23 protein-coding genes are annotated in these 23,651 nt (G+C 42.9%); 12 read left to right on the top strand and 11 right to left on the bottom strand.

What is annotated here, in order from left to right; translation table 11 throughout:
* Window positions 1-12: 12 nt before the first annotated feature.
* Window positions 13-888, top strand: a complete 876-nt coding sequence (locus RJ41_RS10570) for a 6-carboxytetrahydropterin synthase (RefSeq protein ID WP_039220326.1) — start codon at window positions 13-15, stop codon at window positions 886-888.
* A 37-nt stretch (window positions 889-925) separates the two neighbouring features.
* Complete coding sequence (locus RJ41_RS10565) at window positions 926-1,834, top strand: M23 family metallopeptidase (RefSeq protein WP_039220324.1); 909 nt, start codon at window positions 926-928, stop codon at window positions 1,832-1,834.
* A gap of 134 nt (window positions 1,835-1,968) precedes the next feature.
* On the opposite strand, the gene RJ41_RS10560 is transcribed toward RJ41_RS10565, so the two are convergent.
* The gene (locus RJ41_RS10560) at window positions 1,969-3,795 is read right to left on the bottom strand and encodes a M61 family metallopeptidase (protein WP_039220321.1); all 1,827 of its coding nucleotides are present in this window, start codon (window positions 3,793-3,795) and stop codon (window positions 1,969-1,971) included.
* A gap of 192 nt (window positions 3,796-3,987) precedes the next feature.
* Here RJ41_RS10560 and RJ41_RS10555 point away from each other — a divergent pair, with 192 nt between their 5' ends.
* The 4 genes from RJ41_RS10555 to RJ41_RS10540 all read left to right on the top strand — a co-directional run bounded on the left by RJ41_RS10555 (window position 3,988) and on the right by RJ41_RS10540 (window position 7,243).
* Window positions 3,988-4,671: a PilZ domain-containing protein gene (locus RJ41_RS10555; protein WP_039220318.1), complete on the top strand. Its 684-nt coding sequence runs from the start codon at window positions 3,988-3,990 to the stop codon at window positions 4,669-4,671.
* Window positions 4,672-4,731: 60 nt separating this feature from the next.
* Window positions 4,732-5,193 carry an Mpo1 family 2-hydroxy fatty acid dioxygenase gene (locus RJ41_RS10550; RefSeq protein WP_039220312.1) on the top strand — a complete coding sequence of 154 codons (462 nt, stop codon included), beginning with the start codon at window positions 4,732-4,734 and terminating at the stop codon, window positions 5,191-5,193.
* Between the two features lie 147 nt (window positions 5,194-5,340).
* Window positions 5,341-6,414, top strand: a complete 1,074-nt coding sequence (locus tag RJ41_RS10545; protein ID WP_039220310.1) for a sensor histidine kinase — start codon at window positions 5,341-5,343, stop codon at window positions 6,412-6,414.
* Between the two features lies 1 nt (window position 6,415).
* Window positions 6,416-7,243 (top strand): LytR/AlgR family response regulator transcription factor, encoded by an 828-nt coding sequence (locus RJ41_RS10540; RefSeq protein WP_039220307.1) that lies wholly within the window; start codon window positions 6,416-6,418, stop codon window positions 7,241-7,243.
* 97 nt (window positions 7,244-7,340) lie between these two features.
* Here the strand turns inward: RJ41_RS10540 and RJ41_RS10535 are convergent, their stop codons facing one another.
* Window positions 7,341-8,345 carry an ATP-dependent 6-phosphofructokinase gene (locus RJ41_RS10535; protein WP_039220304.1) on the bottom strand — a complete coding sequence of 335 codons (1,005 nt, stop codon included), beginning with the start codon at window positions 8,343-8,345 and terminating at the stop codon, window positions 7,341-7,343.
* Window positions 8,346-8,561: 216 nt separating this feature from the next.
* Between RJ41_RS10535 and RJ41_RS10530 the strand changes: the two genes are divergently transcribed.
* On the top strand, window positions 8,562-9,404 hold the full coding sequence (locus tag RJ41_RS10530; protein WP_039220302.1) for a DUF6279 family lipoprotein: 843 nt from the start codon (window positions 8,562-8,564) through the stop codon (window positions 9,402-9,404).
* Window positions 9,405-9,455: 51 nt separating this feature from the next.
* Window positions 9,456-9,989, top strand: a complete 534-nt coding sequence (locus RJ41_RS10525; protein WP_156964776.1) for a hypothetical protein — start codon at window positions 9,456-9,458, stop codon at window positions 9,987-9,989.
* Between the two features lie 97 nt (window positions 9,990-10,086).
* Here RJ41_RS10525 and RJ41_RS10520 read toward each other — a convergent pair whose 3' ends face one another.
* The 3 genes from RJ41_RS10520 to RJ41_RS10510 form a co-directional block, all read right to left on the bottom strand.
* Window positions 10,087-10,893, bottom strand: coding sequence for a TIGR03915 family putative DNA repair protein (locus RJ41_RS10520; RefSeq protein WP_039220295.1), 807 nt, complete (start codon window positions 10,891-10,893; stop codon window positions 10,087-10,089).
* A 51-nt stretch (window positions 10,894-10,944) separates the two neighbouring features.
* Window positions 10,945-12,186, bottom strand: coding sequence for a putative DNA modification/repair radical SAM protein (locus RJ41_RS10515; protein WP_039220293.1), 1,242 nt, complete (start codon window positions 12,184-12,186; stop codon window positions 10,945-10,947).
* A 267-nt stretch (window positions 12,187-12,453) separates the two neighbouring features.
* Complete coding sequence (locus RJ41_RS10510) at window positions 12,454-14,094, bottom strand: response regulator (RefSeq protein WP_039220289.1); 1,641 nt, start codon at window positions 14,092-14,094, stop codon at window positions 12,454-12,456.
* A gap of 123 nt (window positions 14,095-14,217) precedes the next feature.
* On the opposite strand from RJ41_RS10510, the gene RJ41_RS10505 reads away from it, so the two are divergent.
* The 3 genes from RJ41_RS10505 to RJ41_RS10495 all read left to right on the top strand — a co-directional run bounded on the left by RJ41_RS10505 (window position 14,218) and on the right by RJ41_RS10495 (window position 16,214).
* Window positions 14,218-14,784 carry a VC2046/SO_2500 family protein gene (locus RJ41_RS10505; protein ID WP_039220286.1) on the top strand — a complete coding sequence of 189 codons (567 nt, stop codon included), beginning with the start codon at window positions 14,218-14,220 and terminating at the stop codon, window positions 14,782-14,784.
* Between the two features lie 133 nt (window positions 14,785-14,917).
* On the top strand, window positions 14,918-15,913 hold the full coding sequence (trhO, locus tag RJ41_RS10500) for an oxygen-dependent tRNA uridine(34) hydroxylase TrhO (protein WP_039220283.1): 996 nt from the start codon (window positions 14,918-14,920) through the stop codon (window positions 15,911-15,913).
* Between the two features lie 58 nt (window positions 15,914-15,971).
* Window positions 15,972-16,214 carry an EF-hand domain-containing protein gene (locus tag RJ41_RS10495; RefSeq protein ID WP_012518428.1) on the top strand — a complete coding sequence of 81 codons (243 nt, stop codon included), beginning with the start codon at window positions 15,972-15,974 and terminating at the stop codon, window positions 16,212-16,214.
* A gap of 382 nt (window positions 16,215-16,596) precedes the next feature.
* Here RJ41_RS10495 and RJ41_RS10490 read toward each other — a convergent pair whose 3' ends face one another.
* The 4 genes from RJ41_RS10490 to RJ41_RS10475 form a co-directional block, all read right to left on the bottom strand.
* Window positions 16,597-17,001, bottom strand: a complete 405-nt coding sequence (locus RJ41_RS10490) for a PaaI family thioesterase (protein WP_039220269.1) — start codon at window positions 16,999-17,001, stop codon at window positions 16,597-16,599.
* A gap of 283 nt (window positions 17,002-17,284) precedes the next feature.
* On the bottom strand, window positions 17,285-18,292 hold the full coding sequence (locus RJ41_RS10485; RefSeq protein ID WP_039220265.1) for a zinc-dependent alcohol dehydrogenase family protein: 1,008 nt from the start codon (window positions 18,290-18,292) through the stop codon (window positions 17,285-17,287).
* A gap of 21 nt (window positions 18,293-18,313) precedes the next feature.
* Complete coding sequence (locus tag RJ41_RS10480) at window positions 18,314-19,213, bottom strand: zinc-dependent alcohol dehydrogenase family protein (protein ID WP_240485778.1); 900 nt, start codon at window positions 19,211-19,213, stop codon at window positions 18,314-18,316.
* A 182-nt stretch (window positions 19,214-19,395) separates the two neighbouring features.
* Complete coding sequence (locus RJ41_RS10475) at window positions 19,396-20,154, bottom strand: SDR family oxidoreductase (protein WP_039220263.1); 759 nt, start codon at window positions 20,152-20,154, stop codon at window positions 19,396-19,398.
* 159 nt (window positions 20,155-20,313) lie between these two features.
* Here RJ41_RS10475 and RJ41_RS10470 point away from each other — a divergent pair, with 159 nt between their 5' ends.
* A complete protein-coding gene (locus RJ41_RS10470) occupies window positions 20,314-21,207 on the top strand; it encodes a LysR family transcriptional regulator (RefSeq protein ID WP_039220261.1) in 894 nt (297 codons plus the stop codon).
* Window positions 21,208-21,334: 127 nt separating this feature from the next.
* Here the strand turns inward: RJ41_RS10470 and RJ41_RS10465 are convergent, their stop codons facing one another.
* Both RJ41_RS10465 and RJ41_RS10460 read right to left on the bottom strand, forming a co-directional pair.
* Window positions 21,335-21,868, bottom strand: coding sequence for a hypothetical protein (locus RJ41_RS10465; RefSeq protein WP_039220679.1), 534 nt, complete (start codon window positions 21,866-21,868; stop codon window positions 21,335-21,337).
* A 243-nt stretch (window positions 21,869-22,111) separates the two neighbouring features.
* Complete coding sequence (locus tag RJ41_RS10460; RefSeq protein WP_039220258.1) at window positions 22,112-23,437, bottom strand: DEAD/DEAH box helicase; 1,326 nt, start codon at window positions 23,435-23,437, stop codon at window positions 22,112-22,114.
* Window positions 23,438-23,651: the final 214 nt, after the last annotated feature.

The raw sequence follows: 23,651 nt of genomic DNA, 5'->3' as shown, positions 1-23,651 counted from the left end.
TTCAAGGGTGTTATGCAATTATTTGTAAATGATTTGACAGTGATGGACTTCTCTTACCTTTGCCCAAAACGCGGCATGGTAGGGGAAAGCTGGATTGTCGATGTGATTTTGGACGGTGAGCTCAACGAAGAGAGCATGGTTCAAGACTTTGGTCACGTGAAAAAGAACTTAAAGCGACTAATCGACGAATATGTTGACCACAAGTTGCTGGTGCCGGCTGAATACAGCGGTTCAGAGGTTATTCACGACGACGATTCTGAACAGGTAGAAGCGCGTTTTACCTGCATTGATGGGCGTAGCATCATGCTACATTGCCCCGCTGAAGCTTATGCATTTGTTTATTCTGATGAGATAAACATGGAATCTGTTGGCGTTTACTTAAAAGAAGTATTGGCGACTCATCTTCCAGAAAACGTTGAAAACATTACGCTGCATTTACGTGAGGAAGTCATTAATTCTCCGTATTATCACTATACCCACGGGCTTAAAAAGCACGACGGTAATTGTCAGCGTATAGCGCACGGTCACCGTTCGCGCATTGATATTATCCTAGACGGCAAAGTGTGTGTTGAAAGTCAGCAGTATTGGGCTGATCGTTGGGCCGACATCTATATAGCCACCCGTGAAGACGAAATAGCGTACAGCGACAGAAAGCTTAAAGGTCAAGTTCCAAATGAAGCGGATTACTACTGTTTTGCTTACGAGTCCTCACAGGGCTATTTTGAACTATTAATTCCTAAGTCAGATTGTGAAGTCATCGAAACCGACTCAACAGTCGAGTGTTTGGCGCAGTATCTGCTTGAAGAGCAGAAGAAACGCACACCTAATGGCGTTTGCCAAGTTATTGCTTATGAGGGCGTAGGTAAAGGCGCCACAGTAAAGGGTTAATATTCGATATTGCTCGTTATAGGGAAAGGAAATAGCTATGCCATTCACGCTTTCAAAAGACACATTACGCAATCAAATATCTTCTATATTAAATTGCGTGGTAGTGCTTAGTGCAGTTGCTTCAATATCATTTGTTTCTGCGGCTATAGAATTAAATGAACAAGCCATTAGACTTTCTAATCAAGAGCAAATAGACGTTGTGCTGAACGGTAAGTTTACGCAAGGTGCCTTACTGCGCGGGCAAGCTCCCGCTGGGGCCAAAGTAACGCTTAATGGCGAAACCGTTCAAACCAACAAAGACGGAAAATTTGTTGTTGGCTTTGAACGGGAAGCGCCACTGCAGCAAACGTTGGTTGTAAAATTAGACAACGGCCAAAAGTGGCAGCGAGACATTACTCTTGAAAAACGCGAATACAACATTCAGCGAATTGACGGGCTAGAGCAAAAAATGGTTACGCCGCCAGCAGAAGTGACGGCGCGTATTAAGCAAGACAATATCAACGTAGCTAACGCGCGAAGCGGTAATACTGATTTAGATGCATTATTCACCCGGTTTGAATGGCCTGCTAAAGGCGTGATTTCTGGTGTGTACGGTAGTCAGCGTATTCTAAATGGCGTGCCGAAATGGCCGCATTATGGTTTGGACATCGCCAATGAAACGGGCACGCCTGTGTATGCACCTGTTGATGGTGTGGTAACAATGGCTGACGATCTCTATTATTCGGGTAACACCTTGATTCTCGACCACGGCATGCGCGTGTTTTCAACGTTTCTTCATATGGACACTATAACGGTAGAAGTGGGTGAAACCGTGAAGCAAGGCGAGCAGATTGGGACGATAGGTTCAACAGGGCGCTCTACAGGGCCGCATCTGGATTGGCGTATTAATTTGGGCAACACTCGTTTAGACCCACAGACTATTATTTCCGGGTCGCCCGAACAGTAACCATTAATTTGGTCTAGCTTTAACAGTCATAAAGAAAAAAGCGCTTTCAGATAAATTCTCAAAGCGCCTTTTTAGTTTTTACATTAACTTATAGTATTTACACTACTTTTTAGTTTTTATGCTTCAGGGCCAAGTTATTTCCCCAGCCACTGATTAAGCTTTTCTTCATCAGTGATTTCAAAATAAGCCATTTCTTTTCTTGCCTCAGTTACCTCAAGAGGCAGCGTTAGAAGCCGCCCGTCTCGAATAAGCGTTAACTCCACCTGCGAAGTTTGGGCATTATCTAATAGGCGCTGAAGCTTCTGGGCATTGACGATATGACCGTCTAACCCAATGATGACATCGTTTAAAAGAACACCTGCCTTCATTGCGGCAAGACCCTCAAATACCTGCATTACCGTAAGTCCGAAGGTAGCTGGCTTTAACGTGGCGCCAAGCTGATTTTTAATAGCAGGCAGCGAGGAGGCACCGCCTTTATCTTCACCTGACACGCGAGCACGAACCGCATAGTTAACGCCCATTTCAGATACTAACGAAGCCAATTCTACATCGTCTGTGCCATACACCACGCGATTTAAGTATTCTGAAACATCAATGCCAAAATGCGTTGTACATAGATTTTGGATCACGTCATCAGGCGTACCTTTTTCATCCACTCCATAGTGTTTCCACAATAACTGTATCAAGGTATCTAAATTAACTTTGTTGTTTGACTGTTTGCGAAGGAGTAAATCTAATCCAAGGGCTATAATGCCTCCCTTGGTGTAATAACTGACAATATTGTTAGTAGCGCTAGCGTCTTGCTTATAAAACTTTGTCCATGCGTCGAAGCTACTTTCTGCTGCACTTTGTTTAAAGCGACCAGCGTTTTGCAAAAGTCGACTGACATTTTGCGCAACAATATCGAGGTATTTCTGTGGTTCAATAACGCCGGCTCTAGCAAGTGTGACGTCATCATAGAAACTGGTAAAGCCTTCATAAATCCACAGCTGATTCGTGTACGTTTCCTGAGATAAGTCTGGTTTCACCATTACGCTAGGTTTAATGCGCTTAACATGCCATGTGTGGAAAAATTCATGGCTGCACAGACTTAAGAATGTGACGTAGCTGTCGGTTTTTTTCTCACTTTCACCAACTTGAGGAAGGTCGAAGCGAGGGTAAAGAAGGGCAGTAGAATACTTATGCTCTAAACCGCCGAACCCATTGTCGGCAAGTAGCGTCATAAACAGGTAGTTATTAATAGGTTGTGGAGCACCAAACAAATCTAGGTGGTGCTTGCAAATTGGCGTTAAGTCATTTGCTATGCGCTCATAATCAATACTGTTGTTACCTGAGAAAAGTAACGTAAACGTAATGCCGTCAACCTCAAAGCTGTGAGTGTCTGCAATGCCCACATAAATTGGATGATCAATGAGCTCATCGTAATTTTTTTCAACGAAGTGCCACCGAGACGGGCTTGTGCTTTCACAACGAGAAGGCATTGACGTATAAGCCTTCCAATTCGAGGTTACAGAATCGCTGTCGTTAAGCTCAATGTCCACCTCACACGGCACATTCTCGAAGCCGGAAACGTTTAGAAACGCACTGGTTCCATTTATAAACGCATATTGGTCGTTCATAAAAGCAGAGCGAATAGATAAGTCGTTGGCATAAACCGAGTAAACGACCGTACATGGTTTTCCATCTGTGTCTACACGCCAAGTTTGTTTATCGAGCTTAGTTACCGAAAGGCTATAAACGCTTATATCGCCAACATTTTCAGTAATATGACCTTCAGAAGTGGTTGCAGTTAGCTCGATAATGCTTTTTGCAAAATCGCGCACCATGTAGCTTCCCGGGATCCAGCTTGGAAGGCTAAGCTCAATTGATGAGCCAGAATGCTCAGGTATTTGCAGCGCGACAGTAAATTGATGGGCACGCCAATTGGAAATAGTTAACGTATAGCGAAGAGCAGAGGTCATAAATGTCCGAAAAGATAAGCAAAACTATCCCTCAACTATATCAACCTATTGAATTAATCCCAATAGATTGCCTGCTACTAAGAGGCAATTTTTACGTTTATTGAATATGGTTTTCAATCGTAGTATTGATAAGTTTTTGTTTGATGCGTACATTGAGTTAAATGACATTAAATCCAGCAATAACAAATACAAATGGCTGAAAAAATACAAAGCAACGTACTTAGCGAAGATAATTTGGAATCACTGCGCACGCTAGTACCTGGCGATACGGTAGATTTACAAATTGCTATGCCTGCAGCGCCCAAGCGAGTGAAAACCGATTACATCGGCATGCTTATTGATGAATGTTTGCTTTTTCATATTCCGACTTCCGCAAAATGGATAACGGTAAGGGATGCTCTCACTGTCGGAAACGAGGTTGTAGTTCGCTCTGTACTTGAAGGTGATACTGGGCAAGTTATTGCGTTTAAAGTAAAAGTACTCAAATTGCTTTCTAAGCCGTCTGGCTTACTTATTACAACGTTTCCTAAACGTATAGAAAGTATCGGCTTGCGTGCTGTAAAACGCGCCCAATTGGGCATTTCTGTAACCCTCGAAGCCGATGTCTATCCAGATGACGAGAATGTTACTGGTATTATCATCGACCTCAGCGAAAAAGGTTGCAAAGTTGCACTCCAGATCAAACCAAATTGGCCGGTAATGATCGATGAAGCTGAAGTTAAGCTAAACTATTCGCTGGACGGTAAAGAAGTAGCGCTTTCTGCAAAAGTCAAAAATCACAAACTTGATAATGATGTAGTTTATTATGGGCTCGCCTTTACCTGTGAAGAAAAATGGATAAAAAAGCTGTTGTCCCGACACACATTGTTAACATAGGAAAACAATAGTTGGGTGCTCTTTAGATAATAATCAAAATAAAAGGCTAAGGGGATCTACATGAGAAGTATTGAGCGACTTTTAATGCAGTACGGTGAAAGCCACCAAAACAAGACTAACGTTATCATTCATGCTATTGCCGTACCTAGCATCTATTTCGTAACAGTAGGCTTACTGTGGAGCTTGCCGGTACCTGATGTGATAGCGCAGTTCGATATAACGTGGGCGCACATCATAGCGGTTCCCGTATTGTATTATTATTTTATGTTGTCTGGCCCGATAGGGGCAGCAATGACCCTCTTAACGATTTTGTGTTTTGGCGCAGTAAATACGTTAGCGTATTTTAATATATCAGTTTGGTTATTTTCTCTCGTCTTGTTTGTCGTTATGTGGGGGCTACAGTTTATTGGCCATCATATCGAGGGTAAAAAGCCTTCGTTTTTTGACGATTTGCGCTTCTTGCTGGTTGGCCCAGCCTGGTGGTGGGTGCACTGGCTGAAAAGAATGAATATCAGTTACTGAGCTTAATCAGCGAATTAACATAGCCAAAACATGTCTAATTTCAAGATTTTGCCCTGCGACAAGAAGCATAAGGGGCACGACCAAGACGCTTGGGTCGTGGCAATGCTTGCGTATAATCTTCTTATAAGTTTTTAAATTGGTAATATTGTGAGTCGCTTTCAGCGTGTAATAGAAAGTAATGAACGTTTATTTTGGACATTGCACAGTGCAGGCTGGGCAGGGTTCGCAATAATTTATTACATCGGTTCTTTTCTTCATGATGTAAGACCTATTTGGGTTTTTATCATCATGCTTAATGCCTATGCAGGCTGGTTGCTAACCATTCCGCTTCGCTACATCTATCGATGGGCAAGAAAGCAATCACCGCTCAACATGATCATTATAGTGATTGTGTCGTCCTACTTAATTGCTTTGCTATGGGCAGTGGTAAAAAACATCAACTACTGGGAAATCTACAAGCACGGATATCGCCCAGATGAATGGTATATGTATTTTACCAACACTATTAACTCGTTAATCATGGTAGGTTGTTGGAGTGGTGTGTACTTTGGCATCAAAAACTTCCAGATGCTTCAAAAAGAAAAGCAGAACGCATTAAAAGCGAGCACCATGGCGCACCAAGCGCATATTAAGATGCTGCGCTATCAGCTCAATCCACATTTTCTCTTCAATACACTGAATGCTATTTCAACCCTTATTCTACTGAAAGAGAATGATACAGCAGAAGCCATGGTGTCGCGCTTAAGTGACTTTCTTCGTTACTCATTAGACAACGACCCGATAAAGCGAGTGCCTCTGGGGCAGGAAATAAAAGCATTGCGACTCTATTTAGAGATAGAAAAAGTGCGGTTTGACGATCGCCTAGAAGTGCTATGGGACATTGATGAAGGCTGTGAAAGTGCGTTAGTGCCAAGCATGATTCTGCAGCCCATTATTGAAAACTCTATAAAGCACGCCATATCTAAAATGGAAAACGGTGGTCGCATTTCGATAACAGCACGTACGTTTGGCAATGATCTACTCATGGATGTTGCGGACAACGGACCAGGCGCAGATATCAAAGACGGCACACTGAGCCGTGAAAATGGCGTCGGTTTAGCCAATATAAAAGAACGATTGCAATCCCTTTATCATCGTAATTTTGCATTCTCTATAGAACACAATCAGCCTTCTGGTGTGCGAGTTAGACTTCGCATTCCGTATGAAGTTAAGGACGTATAACATGACAAAGCAAGTGATAAAAACCATTGTAGTGGATGACGAACCTTTAGCGCGAAAAGGTCTTCGTGCCAGGCTAGAACGTCATGAAGATGTACAGGTGCTTGCCGAGTGTCAAAACGGCCTTGAAGCGGTAAGCAGCATTTCTCAGCACCGCCCAGATTTAGTGTTTTTAGATATTCAAATGCCTGGCTTGAATGGCTTTCAAGTAATTCACAAGTTGCGCGAACTGAAACAGCCCATCCCTATGATTGTTTTTGTAACAGCGTATGATAGTTACGCTATCAAGGCGTTCGACGTGCATGCGCTAGATTACCTGTTAAAGCCGGCAGACGACGAGCGTTTAGGTGCTGCGTTAAATAAAGTACGCGAATACTTCTCGACACAGCATCAGGACGAGCAGTCCCAAAAATTGGTAAGCCTTGTTGCTGAACTTACTGGCGATGATTGCGAAGAGATTTTACGCAAGCTAGCCAATGGGGAGCCGGTTGAAACCAATCCATACCCGGATGTATTGGCGATTAAAGATGGTTCAGAAGTTACGCGCGTAAACGTTCAAGACATTCAATGGATTGATGCTGCAGGTGATTATATGTGCGTTCACGCACTGGATGGCATGCATATAATGCGCAAAACCATGAAAGAACTTGAGCAAGAGCTAAACCCTCAATTTTTTGTTCGAGTGCACCGTTCAGCTATTGCTAATATCCGATTTGTTAAAAAGTTAGTCAGTCACATCAGTGGTGAGTACCACTTAATACTTCAAAACGATACAGAGCTTAAAGTAAGCCGCAGCCATCGAGATAAAGTAAAAGCGGCCATGAAGATGTAATGTCGCTTAAAGGGGCGATATGAAAGGCGTTGTTTTGAAGAAACAACGCTTTTTTGTAATAGTTGGTTTTGCGCTGTTTACACGTCGCCTTTTATTCTTACCAGCTGCTGTATCGCTCATTCATAAGTGTACGCATTGCCTCAACATGAGCTTCATTAAGGGGTTTGGTATTTTCCCATGTTTTATGAAGCGGTACAGTAACAGGGCGTTGGTTCACTTCACCCACCATAATATTGGTAATGTCACTGCCGACTAAACTTATCGCGAATTCGCCGAGTGTCGTTGCGAGTAATCTATCTTGGGCAACAGGCGAACCGCCTCGCTGAACATGACCTAAAGTTACCGGTCTGACGTCACTAATATCATGCTTCATTAGTTCTTCAGTGAGGCCAGATAACCCTTTTGGCCATACGTTTTCAGCAACGACAACGATAAAACTAACCGGTCCTTTCAATGCGCGCTGGGCCTTTATTTGGGTAACAATTTTTTCTATCTCTTTGTCAGCAGATTCGAAAAACTCTGGTACCACTACATAGTCAGCTGCAGATGAGAGCGCCGCATTCAATGCTAAAAAGCCCGCGTTTCTGCCCATGACTTCTATAAGAAAAATACGTTCGAATGCATCAGCAGTATCGCGAACTTTATCGATAGAACTCATCGCTGTATCAATAGCGGTAAAATATCCGATAGTTGCATCTGTGCCGCTAATATCGTTATCTATCGTACCGGGTATTCCTAAAATTTGGCCTTTCCACTCTTTCCCTATTTCAGCTGCGCCGCGAAATGAGCCGTCACCACCAATCACAATAAGCGTATCAATCTCTGCCTTCATTAGGTTGTTAGCTGCTTTTTTAATTCCTTCATGACTTTTAAGCTCTTTACATCTAGCACTGTGTAGTATGGTTCCGCCTTGTTGTATCAAGTTGTGAGTAGAGTCGAGTGACAAGGGAATATACTCTTGTTGTAATAATCCATTGTAGCCATGTTTATAGCCAAGCAGCGTATAGTTAGCTTTCTGGCACGCAATAATTGAAGCACGTATACAAGCATTCATACCTGGTGCGTCGCCACCGGAAGTTAAAATTGCGACACGTTTTGACACATTAAAATCCTTCTATTTACCAGCACTCCAGTTAAGGTAGCGTTAAGGTAGCAAGACGTAAAGTGATCATGTGTGTTGTAGAGAATTTAAATAACTGAAAAAAAATTGACCAGCACTATGTCATGAGCGCTTCACTATTTATGACGGCTTTTTATTTTGAATTATAAATAAGCGAATTTGCAGCAAATAACGTAGTTAACAAAAAAAGGATGAGTTATGCGTGTACTGGTAGTATTTATTTCTGTGATGTTTCTTGCATCATGCAGTTCAAAACTGGCCTACAACAACTTAGATTGGTGGGTTTACTGGTACATGGACGACTATATTGAGCTTAAAGATGAGCAAGAAGAAAAATTCGATGACTATCTTCAAAATTGGCTACGCTGGCACAAAACCTCTGAACTTAAACGCTACCAAGCACAACTTCTCGATATTAAACGTCAAATTAGAGAAGGGCGTTTAGATTCAAACTCTGTCCATGACCATCTTGCAAACGCGAGAGCTCATTGGGAAAGAGTGCGTGATGAAGTTAGCCCTGCATTAGCTGAAATAGCAAAAACGCTCGATGACGAGCAAGTCGTTACGCTTTTTGCTGCGCTTGAGAAAGATAACAAAGAGGAAGAAGAGGAACGTAAAGAGTCGCTAGAGAAGTCTGAAGAAGAGCGCCTAGAAAAACGTATTGAGCGTATTGAGGAGACTGTCAGTGAACGCATTGGGAAACTAACTAGCGAACAAAAGCAAATAGTGGCCACGTATTCTACGCAGTTCATTTCCACAGGGGATGAATGGCTAACCTATCGTAGAGATATACAAAATGCGGCACGAAAGCTATTTGTGACCCGCAAATTCAACGATAATTTCGAAGCGGAACTGATTGACCTAATGCAAAATCCAGATCGCTACAAAAGTGATATTTATATGCAAAGTAGCGCCCACAATATGACGGTCAGCGCTACGTTAATCGGCGAGCTCTTTACCACGCTCACTGATAAGCAGCGAGAGACCCTTATCGAAAATATAGACGACCTGATTGATACTGTAGAGAGTTTTCAAAGCTGAATTTAACACAGCCAGTATATGGGACGTTGATAAAAAGAAATGGGGCTAGTTATGAACTATTATTACCACTTTGTTCGCGAAACTCGAAGGTTTAGCCTCATTGTATTCATGAATGCATGTTTGCTTGCTATCATGTATTGGTGGGGCAGAACTTACTTACTCGATGAAGAGTCTGATCCCGTGGTTTTTAGTGTAGTGGTAGTAATTGAGTTAATTTTACTTGGTATTTCAATCTACTTGTGGTCGGTTAATAAAAAGATTGAAATCAAGGTGTCAGCTCGTGAATTTTACTACTGCGACCCTCTGTTTGGGGAAAATGAGTTAGTATTGTGTGTCGACGACATTGACGAAATCATACAGGTACAAAGTGCCACCAATCGTATTCAACGAAACCTTCTACGCCTCAAGGATGGATCGGTACACGAACTCATGTACCAAAATTATAATATTGACAAACAAGCAATGTTCGATGCATTAAAACGAGCAAATCCTAAGATTAAACTACCAGCTAGCATTTGGATTTACGAGCAGACTCGACCACAATGGGCTAAAGAAGTAAGGAAGAAAATGGGCCTTGATGAATAACTATGCGGAGAGTTGTTAAGAACATAACGTCCAAGAGCCTGCCGTTTTTCGTAAACATAGCATCTTACTCAAACATTTTGAACTTATGTACAAGAGTCTAGTTAGTCTTACAATCACTGATCATTTTCCGGGTGCGTGTATCTGACTGTTTGATCATATCGTCTATTAGTGTCGTTTCAGGCATGTTTTTCCAGTACTTCTTAGGCATTTGATTTAACATTGCACTTGTCTTGATACGTGCAGGATTAAATATATTGGCGTAGTAGGTCAGCCAGTAATTTTCAATGCGATCGTGATCTGGTACAACGCTTGAATCGGGGTTATCTTCTAGTACTAGGGTTTCAGTATCCCAGTGTGCCGCACGATAGGGTGTTAAGATTGACCAACGCATATTCTTAAACCGGGTTTGGAAGAAGTTAAGTTTTATTTCTAAACTGAAATGCTCGGGTTCATACCATGCAACAAAATGCTCTTGCCCCTCTAGGCTAATTTCTCTGAACCTTAAGAAGGCACTCATTTTGTACGCGTCGCGTTTTACCGCTTTCGCCATAGCAAAAAGCTGAATAACATCGTCATCAGTTTTGATTTGAATGAGCTGCTTATTTTCATAAACTACACGCCATAACACCCGGTAACACAAGGCAAATCGATTTTCATCGTTATGGCATAAGGCGTACTTTAAAAGCATTAATGTAGATTTAGGAATGCTAAGTTTACTTTGCGGCATTTTTCGGGGAATTTTGCTTCGGCATGGCTCAGCATCGCTACTAAACAGTTCGTTTTGAACTGAATGCGAGTTCTGCCAGATGAGATGTTCAGGGCGAATACGCTCAGCAATACATCGACGCGAGGCTTCGCGCCATTCATCAAAGCCAGGTACTGTAGTAATGGTAATAGTCTTCATGTAAAGCGACCTTTTAATCTGAGGCTGAACATATCTGCGTTATCAGCATACTCAAGCGCCAAATAACTCAAACTGTTTAGGCTGTTTAAACTGAAGCTCAAAATTATTACTATCGAGTAAATGGATATCAGGGAAGTAATCTCCCACGGTGATGAAAGGCTTCAACTTTTTAAGGGGTAGACGCATTTTGGTAAGGTCGATCCAGTTGAGCTTAGTATTACGCCTTATAGATAGAATCTTTTGTACCGTTCGGGCGCCAAGACCAGGAACGCGTAGCAGCATCTGTTTGTCAGCTTTATTTAAATCTATCGGAAACATGTGACGATTGCGAAGTGCCCATGAAAGTTTAGGGTCGTAGTCCATATCTAACATGTCATCTTCTAAGATTTCATCTAAGCCAAAGCCATAAAAGCGCAAAAGCCAATCCGCTTGATATAGGCGGTGTTCCCGTACCAATGGCGCCGGTTTTAATGGCAAAACTTCCGAAGCATCAGGAATAGGGGAAAATGCCGAGTAATAAACACGACGTAGTTTTTGCTCGCTATAGAGCTTTACGCTTGTACCTAAAATGGTTTTATCGTTCGACCCATCGGCACCTATAATCATTTGCGTAGACTGTCCCCCTGGTGCGAAACGGGGAGGGCGTTTTCCCGAAAACGTCTTGTCTACTTTATGCTCTGCAATTTTTTCTTTTAGCGTATTCATCGACCTGTGAATATCACTAAGATCTTTCTCTGGTGCGTACTTATTTAGCGAAGACTGCGTGGGCATTTCCACATTAATACTAAGCCTGTCTGCATAAAGGCCTGCTTCTGCTTGTAATTCTGGCGACGCATTCGGGATAGTTTTAAGGTGAATATATCCTTTAAATCCGTGGTCAATACGCAGCGATTTCGCAATACGTACCATGCTTTCCATAGTGATATCGGGAGATCCCACAATCCCAGAGCTTAAAAACAAACCCTCAATGTAATTGCGCTTGTAAAAGTTAAGGGTTAATTCTACCGTTTCTTTAACCGTAAAACGCGCTCGTTGAACATTGCTTGAAACCCTATTAATGCAATAATGACAATCATAAATACAGTAGTTTGTCATAAGAATCTTAAGCAGCGAAACACACCTACCATCAGGCGTAAAACTGTGGCATATACCCGAGCCACCAGTGAGCGAGCCTATGCCTACTTTTTCGGTTTTCCCCGCTTGTCGTTTACCGGCGGAACCGCTCGCACAGGACGCGTCGTACTTGGCAGCATCGGAAAGAATTTCTAGTTTTTGTATCAGTCTGTCATGCATCTCCGATGTATACTTCCTTTAATTACTCACAGCAAACAAGCTAGTATTTTTCACCAAATCATCGATACGAACTTTTTTGGCACTGGCTAAGTCGCATTATTTTATAGCATGTATATATATACAGTGCAATTGGCAACGCTAATAGGGAATTAAGATTTAATGTTAGCCTTGGCGGCTTACTACAAAGATGAATGGGCAGAAGGCAACACGTTGCTAGAGATAGAAAAGGTAGGTTTGCTTTATAAAAAAGTGATATGTCATTGGCTATCAAAAGCCAATATACTTAGAAAGTTCATCTCGAATGTTTTCGTACTTTTCTTTGTACGGCGCTTTGAGTGTCATGTCATCAATAAGCTTAAACAAACGCTTACATTCGTTTATCAATTTCATTTCGGCCTTATCTTCTTGTATGGCTATCTGAAGAAGACATTGAAGCAAATTTAGTGCAACGCCTGTATTAACCGGGGCGAAACCCTGAGCAAGGGCAAACGAGGCTTTTGCTCGTTCGTAGTCTTGCTGTTGATAATGTTGAATACCTTCGCGGTTAAACTGTTGGTAACTAGCTAGGTTTTTCTGCGCTTTTTTAGCCTGTGCCTGTAGCATGGTCACGCTATTTTGGTCGAGTTCGTCACCTCTCGATGACAGAATAGAGTCAAGTTGCAGCGCGTCGTCATATTCTCCCAGTTTGTACATGACGTTAATGCTATCCGGAATAAAAGCAGTGGGAACCTCGGTATATTTATCGTCTAGTAGTGTTTGAGAAGTATTTAAGTGACGTTTAGCATCGATTAATTTTCCGTCTATCGCACTTATTCTGGCATTTACAATATTGCCAAAAATATCAACGTCAAACTCTCTGTCTACTTTTTGTAAATGTTCATCAAACTTACCTCTCTGAAGAGTAAGCAAGGCTTCTTGTTGATACTTATTGCGCTGCTTTTTATCTTCAGCAAACTCAGCAACATCGAGTAAACTACGAATAATGCCGCACCAGTGTAAGCTTTTCTTATTCACCGTGCGTTTAGACAAGTCCCAAATAGCCTGGCTGGATGTTGCGGCTAATATCAAATCGTCATTCTGACGACCAATTTCGCAGGCTTTAAAATGTCGAGGTAATGAAAAGGGAGAAAGCTTTATAGCCTCTTTTATCGCTTCCAATGCCTTTTCACCAGCTTCCAAAGCCTGATGTGCCTGTGCAAGCATGTCATGAGCGTCGGCATTGAACCTGTTGCGCTTCAGTATTTTCTTGGCAACCGATATCGCTTTTTCATATTCATTAAGAAGAAGATAAGACCTTCCAATGGCAACTTGCGCCCATAAAACTGGTTTACTGTCTATGTAATCACGTAGAACATCAAGTGCTTTTTCAGGCTGTGATATTCTCCAATAAAGTTCCACTAAAAGCTGCTCGCAGTGCCCTTTGTAATGACGAGGGTTTTCTAAAAGCGTTTCAATTTGGTCTATCGCGCTATTAATTTCACCTTGCTCAATTAAATTGAATACATGCTGAAGGAATTGTCTTTTCTGCCAGGCCCGAATAATGCGAGATTTTAGTTGTACTTGTGAGAAGGGTTTTATCAGAAAGTCGTCTGGTCGCCGCTCAATACTACCTAGTACCACAGGTCGTGCGCTATCAGCGCTGATTAGAATGAAAACAGATGTGGGGCCAATAAGCCTGCGGGTACGTAACTCTTCGATAAGTTCATAGCCATTTTTATTCTCTGCTCCCAAGTGTAAGTCACAGATAACAATATCAAACCTATGCTTTTTGCACAGGGATACAGCTTGTTCAGCGGAAGATTTAGTGACTACATCGGATGCCCCCATCGAATGCATTAACCCTTTCAAAAGTAGTAGGAAAGGGCGTTGATCTTCAACAATCAATACTTGTTTGTTGCTAAATTGCATTTCAAATCCGTGAATGAGCGCAGTATTTTACCTCTAACAAGTATATCTAACTTTTAAAAATAAGCTTAAGAAAAACATTATCTTGCCGAAAACATGCGTATACATATAAAACGTTTAGTATGAATGTCGGCAGATATAACTTCAGCGAGTGAACAAACAACAATCGACCCCAGTATTTACTGGGAGCGAAGTGGTGTACTTGCGCGTGCCTCGTCTGAGGGGGCTTTGTTCTCTTTATATCTTGCCATGCAGCAGCACAGTGTTGCAGAGCCTTTCGAAATTGAAGTCGCAACTTCCGCTAACGACAATGGTCGGAGCATAGAGGCACAGCTCGCTTCGCTTAACCATTACAGGCGGCCATCATTATCGGCTAATGAAAGCGCGTGGGAGAATATGCGGGTATATTCAAGCATAGCATCTAAAGATTTCGAGAACGCGCGACTGTTCCTTCATATGAAACCATTACCACTCGCGCAAACTGATGACGCGAAACGGTTACCTGATGACGTCGTACAAAACTGTAGTTTATCTGCCCAGAAGCGACTCAAAAAACAGTATGGTAATACGCTAAAAGAAGATAACACGTTACTTTACGATATTCTCTCGGCACAAGGCGAAAGCCGAGCTACGAACGAGAGCAATAACAAACAGGCTCAAACCGGTTGGTCGTCTTTTGAGAATATTGCCTAAATAAGCGGATCGTACCTAGAACAATCAGAATAGCCCGCTCCCGTATCCGGCCTAGTTTTTAGCGCTTTTTTTTGTTATATTCCGCGCCGCATTTTTGCACTGGTCTTACGCTCCAATCAGCAAAGGTTAAAATATGTCTAAATATATTGTATGCGCAATGTATAAATTTGTTGCGCTTGAAAACTTCAAAGAAATTCGCCAACCGCTTCTAGAAACCATGGAAGCTAATGGCATCAAAGGTACACTCCTTCTTGCCCACGAAGGCATTAACGGTACAGTCTCTGGTACTCGCGAAGGTATCGACGCGTTACTCGCTTATCTAAATAGCGACGAGCGCATTAACCCAATTTCTTACAAAGAGTCACTTCACGATGAACAGCCGTTCTATCGCACCAAGGTAAAACTCAAAAAAGAAATCGTGACCATGGGCGTTGAGGGTATTGACCCTCGCAAAACCGTAGGCACGTACGTAAAACCTAAAGATTGGAATGCACTTATTAGCGACCCAGATGTTACGGTAATTGACACGCGGAACGGTTATGAAATTGAAATTGGTACGTTCAAACACGCTATCGACCCTAAAACCGAAACATTCCGTGAGTTTCCTGAATACGTTGCGAAAGAGCTCGACCCGTCAAAACATAAAAAAGTGGCTATGTTCTGCACCGGTGGTATTCGCTGTGAAAAATCGACGGCTTACTTGAAAGAGCAGGGGTTTGACGAGGTTTATCACTTAGAAGGCGGTATTCTGCAGTATCTTGAAGACGTACCAAAAGAAGAGTCATTGTGGGAAGGCGACTGCTTTGTATTTGATAATCGTGTTGCAGTTAACCATGACTTAGAGAAAAGCCATTATGAGCAGTGCTATGCGTGCAGACTTCCAATTACTGAAGAAGACAAGCAGAGCGATAAGTATGAGCCGGGTGTGAGCTGCCCACACTGCTTTGGTACCCATACCGACGATCAAATTGCTCGCTTTAGAGAACGTGAAAAACAGGTTCAGCTGGCAAAAGAGCGTCAACAAGAGCACGTAGGAACGGAAGCGCGTTTGACTATGGAACAAAAGCGTCAGGAAAAAGCAGAAGCTCAACGTTTACGCGCTCTTAAAGCAAAAGAAAATCAGGCGTAGACAGCTAGAAAGAAGGGCGTTACACTCGTGCTTATTGCAGTTGAAATAAGGAATGCGAGTGAGCACTCAACTTTCAGAATCAAAAATTGAAGAAATTAGAAAGGACTTCAGCTTTTTCGATCGTGATGGCAACGGCCAAATCGATTTGCCGGAGTTCATCGAACTTCTAACTGTTATTTCACCAAAAACGAAAGCTAGCCACGTACAAGAAGGCTTTAAGCTTATCGATAGTAACGACGATGGTTACATCGACTTTGAAGAGTTTTTGGAGTGGTGGCAAGAAGGATGGTGGGAGTACTAGGTTTAAACTTAGTAATTCTTATCGTCGACTGAGGCTTTTCGGAACGCTAGGCTAGGCGTGAAAACGAGGGCTAGGCCACGTAAAAAAACAATCAAAAACGAGTGCTTTTAAGCACTCGTTTTTTTATGTGTTGAGTTTGGCCATTCGTGTTGGGAGTGAGATATAGCTTCCTTTAAATAGCCTTCAATGTCGGCTTCGAGCGTTAAGCGGACCTTGAAGGTTACTAACGCGCTTGTCCGCTGTAGGCCTGAAGTAGGCGTTTATATAAGATTACAATAGATAACCACTTAATCTTCCCCTCAAATAACTGCCTTTTTTCTTTTAAACGCAGTCAAGCTTTCCGAGAGTTAATTGTTTTAATATTTTCACTTCGTTCCGATGTTTAGGGCGGTATAGAGTATGTACCCACAGCATGTGCTACCAAATCACTCACCCCCTCAGAGTACAGAGAAACCTCCCCAACCACGAGAGTACGGCCGACTTTTATCAGAGAACATTCCGCAATGATTCTCTCATTTGCCGATGGCTTACGTAAGAAGTTGATGTTAAGGCTAGTTGTTACTGCTAATGGCACGATGCCAATTTTACCAAGTATCGCCACATAAAGTGCCACATCAGCCACACTCATTAAAACAGGCCCCGAAACCGTTCCGCCAGGACGTAATTCATCCTGACCTACATGATGAGATACAGTCGCTCCACCGTTGCTCACTGCTTCCACAACGCATTTGCTTTGTGGAAACTCCGATTTCATGAAAGCGATAACTTCTTCTTTTGTAGCTGTCATTGAGACTCCTTAAATATTTATTCACGTTTATAGGCACCTGGTGAAGCGTTGCTCCAAGACTTCTATACCCCATTGTAAGCCTAGTTTCTCTTCCACCAATGCAAAGCCCTGACTTTCGTACAGAAGCTAGAATTTTATCGCCCCGTTTGATCGTCCAAATCTCATTGCTTGGGTTATCCAGTCTTCCAATAAATTCCGCCATGCTGCTCACCACTGAACACGCAAATTCCCGACCAAAATCAGCCACTGACTGAGTTGAGAGACAAGTGGAAGCTATGAACTGTTAATCAAGTTCGACCACTATTTTACCAATCTGCTGATTTGACTCCAGATAGTGATGCGCTGCCACTATCTCTTCAAATTTAAAGCTTCGATCAATGACAGGCTTGAGTGTTCCCTCGGATAAACCCGAGAGGATAAATTGCTTTGCTCTGCGAAAACGCTCGATGTCTTTTATAACTTCAGTAAACACATAGCCCCTAACTGTCAGACTTTTACGAAGTGCTATTTTTAAGGGAAAAGGAGTTGTTTCGGGACTTAATGCTCCGTGAACTATTATTGTTCCTTCAGGGCTCATTGCTTCAGCAATTTCAGCTATCTGCGGCCCACCGACAGCATCAAATGCGATTTTTAAATTGTTTTCTCCCAAGATACTTCTCAAGCTATCCAGCAGCGGTTCTTCTTGGGTTGCAATCACATGGGCCGCGCCAGCCTTGAGCAAAGCAGCCTTTTTAGCTCCTGTTTGAGTTGTAGCGATAGGGATACCCCCTAGAGCCTTCACAATTTGAATCGCAGCCAATCCAACACTGCTCGATGCGGCGGTTATCAGTACTGCATCGCCTTTTTGCACGTTAGCAATTTCGACCAAAGCGCCATAAACTGTCAGGTACTGCATCCAAGCTGCTGCGCCTTCATCAAAGGTTAGCCCTGCTGGTTTGAGTGCCACATATTCACTTGGTACGACAATCTCTTCTGCGTAGCAGCCATTCTGAGAAAGCCCCATCTGAGGGACAATACAAACCTCGTCCCCACGGCGAAAATGATTTACCTCTTCCCCGACTTCAATGACTATCCCGGATGCTTCATAGCCGATTCGCGAAGGGAAGTCAGCCTTTTCTATATAGCTGCCTCGCCTAAACATGGCATCAGCACGATTGAGCCCAACAGCTTTGACCGCAATACGTACATCAGTGGCCTGCAAACTTGGACTCGCCAGCGAGTCAATAGTTAATACCTCGGGACCACCTAATTCATGGAAACAAACAGTTCGAACTAGTTTTCTTGGGCTCATATGCATCCTCAACAATGACTTTTAAGCAATTACATCAATAACTACTTTACCCATGGACCCCAACTCTACGGCATTATGTGCATCCATTGCCGTGTCTAGGGAAAAGCGTAACGGATCGAGTAGTGGCTTAATTTGTCCAGCTTCAACAAGCGCCGTAATTTGCCGCAGAATGTCACCATGATGTTTGCGCCCCTCTCCGCTGAGCTGTGGGTGTAACACAAAAATCGCTGACAATGTTGCAGAGCGTAATGACGACGGTGCCAGGTTATGTGAGCCGAATGCAGCACAGCTTAAAATATGTCCATAATGTGCAATGATACCTAATGAGGCATCGAGTACAGAGCCACCGACAGTGTCGTAAATGATATCGAATCCTTTGCCTTGAGTGTATGCGTCCACGTAGTCAGCAGGGCTTGCAGTGTGATAATCAATTGGCGTGGCACCAAGCGCCTTGAGCAGTTGTTGTTTTCCAGTCGATGCAGTGGCATAAACGTCGGCACCTAAGGCCTTAGCAATTTGCACAGCTACATGCCCAACTCCGCCAGCTCCACCTTGGATAAGGACTTTCTGGCCCGCTTTAACATTCGCCTTGTCAACCAAACCTTCCCAAGCGGTAAGTGCAACCAGAGGTAAAGCCGCAGATTCACGCATGGACAAATTTTTCGGTTTGAGAGCAAGTAACTCAGCATCTACATTGGCATATTCAGCCAATGTTCCTTGCAATCCTCGCACTCCGCCAGTCAGACCATAAACTGCATCGCCTACTGCAAAGTCGGTGACGCCGTCGCCGATCGCAACAATTTCTCCAGCTAAATCGGTGCCAAGTACTGCGGGTAATTCCGGCATAGCATAAGGAGCGATACCTTGGCGGATCTTGTAATCAATAGGGTTGACTCCACTTGCAAATATTTTTACTTGCACCTAACCTGCTGATGGAGAGGGTAAGTTAATCAGGGCATCCCGGAATACTGTACCCTCTTCATAGCTATCTAATACCAAAGCACGCATTTGTCTGTTTAACGCTGTCATCAATAACCTCACAAAATGAATATTCAGCGGGTGGTTAAATCACCCGCTGGTTAATAGATCTTTTATTAAACGAATTAAAATTCTTGAACAGTTGGGCGCAGAACAATCTCGTTGATATCCACATCCGCAGGCTGCTCAATTGCGTATGCGATAGCACGAGCAACAGATTCAGATGGAATTTCATTTTGCTGATAAAAATCTTTTACAAAGGCTGCCCCCTGAGTATCTGAACTTCCATGTTTTAATTCAGATTCGACTGCACCTGGTGAAATGATTGTTGAACGAATTTTACCCCCAACTTCATGGCGCAAGCCTTCGGCAATAGCGCGAACAGCGAATTTGGTTCCGCTATAAACCGTGCCGCCGGGACTGAATACTTTGATACCCGCTACGGACGAAATATTGATAAAGTGGCCGGATCCCTGTTCCTGAAAGATCGGAAGCGCTGCGGCTACTCCATACAGCAGACCTTTAACGTTGATGTCAATCATGCGATCCCACTCGTCAACTCGAGTCTCAGCTAACGGTGCAATCGCCATTAACCCTGCATTATTGATAACCACATCAACTTTACCGAAGCGCTCTTGTGCAAGATTTACAAGGGCCTTCACTTCGTCCTGGCAAGTCACATCTGTCGCTTGAACCGCAACTTCTCCGCCCGCTGTGCGTATGTCAGCAGCAATCGCTTCAAGCTTGTCGATGCGTCGGGCACCTAAAACAACAGATGCGCCAAGGCTAGCTAAATGTCTTGCCGTGGTCTCGCCTAAACCGCTGCTACCACCAGTGATAACAACGACCTTACCGTTGATGTTGTTTGCTAAAACACTGCTCATAGTTAATATCCTCAAACCAGTTGAATAAATGACTCTGTCTAAATAACGAGCAAATTATCCCTTACCGTCAAAAATCAATAAATGGAAACGTTTTAATTTCACAATTCCATAATTTGGAATAATATTTATGTATTGATATCAAACCTAAATGTGACTGTGATGCTTAACAGATTGGAAATGCTCCGGATATTTTGTACTGCTGCTGAGTCTCGCAGCTTTAAAGAAGCGGCTAACCGTCTGGGAATTTCTCCTCAGGCAGTCACACGAGCAGTGAAGGAGTTAGAGCGATTGCAAGGGGAGCTTTTATTTCATAGAAATACTCGACACATACAAGTGACCCTAGTTGGAGAAAAATTTGCTGTGATAGCAAAAGAACGCCTGCGCTCTGTAGATGAATTGTTTCAAACAAGCACCCCTAATTCGGGTAATGAATTACAAGGGCGGGTTCGTATCGCAGCGCCTGTTGGTTTTGGTCATAAATGCTTAATGCCAGTATTACTGGAACTTTCAACAATACATCCTCAACTGGATATAGACCTGACACTCAGTGACGAGCGCGTGGATGTAGTTGACGAAAAAATAGATATTGGGATTCGTATCGGCTTCATGAGAGATAGTCGATTTATTGCCCGCCAGCTCACCAAAATTAATATGTATGTCGTGGCTTCGCCTGAGTTAATAAATAGAGTGGGAAGGCCTACGTCTATTGAAGAACTAAACCACTTGCCCGTTACAGGGTTAGTAGATCGCAATACGGGAAAGCTTTGGCCATGGGTTTTTTCCATGGACAGACAGTGGACGCCATCCATAACACGTTTTCGAAGTGCCGACACCGAAGCTGAATTAATGGCTATACAAAATGGACTAGGTTTTGCTCAAATTCCTGACTTTTTGGTCCAAGACTTATTACGCCAAGAGAAACTTATAAGAGTGTTAGAAGAGGTCGAGCCGGTGCCCTGGGATTTATATATTTATCGCCCTCAACGTGGTCCAGTACCACAACGTATTCGATTGGTTTTTGATCACTTGGTGTCAAGATTGAGTGTCCGCTAATGGCACAAAACGGAAGTAGTCGAATAAAAGTAGAATTGTCAGTATCTTCTCCCAAACGAACCTTTAACACAAACGCTACTCTAAACAATCACCGGCGCCCTAAAAAGCAATTCTTGGTGAATATAAATTACCAATCAGCGCTGTATACTTTGTTGGCTGCGGACGCTTCTACTTCTAGTGGGGCTTTATCGTAACCGTATTCAGCCAAGTCGAAAAAGTGTTGGGTGACAACTTCATCTAAACTGGCTCGTTCAATCTGTAATACATGCACTAATTCGTGGGCTAACTTGGGTCTATTAAGCTCGAAATCTTTACGAGCATAAATCGAATAGCCGAAAACTTGTGCGTTATTTATTATTCCTTCTCCAACAAGTCCAACGGCTTCGCCAAACACTTTAAGCGCGAAGTTTTCGTAGGGATATGGCACTTCATCTACATAAAAAATTCTTACTTTCTTAGGCTGTTTTATGCCTATTTCCGCTGCTAGCGCCAGTTCTTCTTCATTCAACGGTTGACCTATTTTTAAGCCTTTTTTATCTGTTTCACGTGCCCACTCTATGTACTGGGGCAACAATACGCGTGCTATTATTTTTTCATAGGAGAGTGCCACAACGACAATTACTATAAACAAGGCTAACGATACGAACTTTATAAATTTCATGTGGTTAAAATCCATTTTAAAGGGGGAGTGTGTGCCGCTTACACGCTTTGTTACAAACAGTTGAAGCGTGTAGTTAGAACAATCGACTTGTTGCTACATGCGTAGTACAGCATATGATGGCGAGGTGTACTATCAAAGTGCTGTAAGAAAATGTGATTAAAAACAAAGTGAAAGGTTACACACCGCTATTCAATAGTTAATTGTGACTAGCGGCGGTGATGGTTCAAACTACGATATAGAGTTTTATTCGTCGTCGTCAGACAGAGTGTTTCTTGGCTTGCGTTTCACAGGAACCATACCAATATCTTCTCCAGACATGGTATCGACACGCTTTTTAGTGCCAGGTTTTGCTGGCTTCGCTACGCGCCTTTTACTATTTTTCGCATTTGATTTTTTCGACACTTTTTTCTTCGGCGTAAAGCCTTTAAAAGACGCCGAGAATTCGTCATGCGCTGAACACTCTAACGCATATTGAAGGTGATTCTTAAGCCCTTCGAAACTGTTCCAATCACGAGGGCCAATTAGCGAGAATGCTTCGCCTTTTTGCCCAGCACGGCCTGTACGACCGATACGGTGAATGTATTCATCCGCGTTCTTAGGAAGGTCAAAGTTAACCACCAATCCTACTTTTGATAGATCTAGTCCACGAGAGGCGAGGTCAGTAGTAACCAGAATACTGTGCTGTCCACGAGCAAACGCACTCATTACTGCTGCGCGTTGGCTTTGTAACATATCACCACGAAGCGCAATAGCTTCTAAGTTCTGTTCGTTAAGCAGAGCTGCAATTCTATCAGTATCTTCACGGGTAGCAGTAAATACGATAGCTTGGTTGTAGGTACGATTGGCTAGCTCAAACTGTAAAATTTGATCTTTGTTATCAACATTGTCTGCAAAGAAGCATTTCTGTTCGATATCGCCATGCTCTGCGGTTGAGTCTCCTACAGCTACACGAACAGCGCCTTTGGTTAACTGCGTTGTCATATGCTTTAGCTCAATATTATCGAGCGTGGCAGAAAACAGCATAGTTTGACGCTTTCTGTGATCAGCATAGTCGTTAATCATTTTAAGCTGAGCAGAGAAGCCTAAGTCTAACATACGGTCGGCTTCATCAAAGATAAGTAACTCTAAACCGTTTAAATACACACTTTTATCTAATAGATGATCGGCTACACGACCAGCGGTACCAACGATAATGTGAGGGTTACGGCGAAGCGCTTTAACTTGGTCGTTATAATTTTCACCGCCCACAATAAGTGAACAAGTAAGATTTAGCCCGGTACACATTGATTTAGCTTCAATGAAAACTTGTTTGGCTAGCTCACGAGTTGGCGCAAGAATAAGTGCGCGTGGGTCTTGACGACTAAGGGCTTTTTGCGACATTAGCCTGTTTATAGCTGGCACTAAAAAGGCGAAGGTTTTACCTGACCCCGTTTTTGATGACGCAATAATATCTTTGCCCTGAATAGCAGGCAGCATAGTGCGTTCTTGAATTTCGGTTAGCGTCGAAATGTTTTTCGTTTCGAGCTTTGAAATAATTTTGTGGTGAACAGGTAAATCAGTAACTAGCAAGAAGGTATAGCCTTTTTAAAATGACATTCGAGCGCATTATCCCTTAATGCACCGTGCATTTAAAGGTTTAATGGAAAGGCTTATAAGTTTGCATAACTAAGGCGGGCACTTGTAACATTCGTTACTCAACGAAGAATATAAAGTTAAAGCAAAAATGTGAGTTAACTCAATGGCGCGCGCTTACCACAAGAGCATAATTGCTGAATGATAAGCG

Source organism: Alteromonas marina, assembly GCF_000808575.1.
In the GTDB taxonomy this organism is placed as follows: Bacteria; Pseudomonadota; Gammaproteobacteria; order Enterobacterales; family Alteromonadaceae; genus Alteromonas; species Alteromonas marina_A.
Note: the sequence above shows the minus strand (reverse complement) of the source record. Positions and strands in the feature narration are given on the sequence as shown.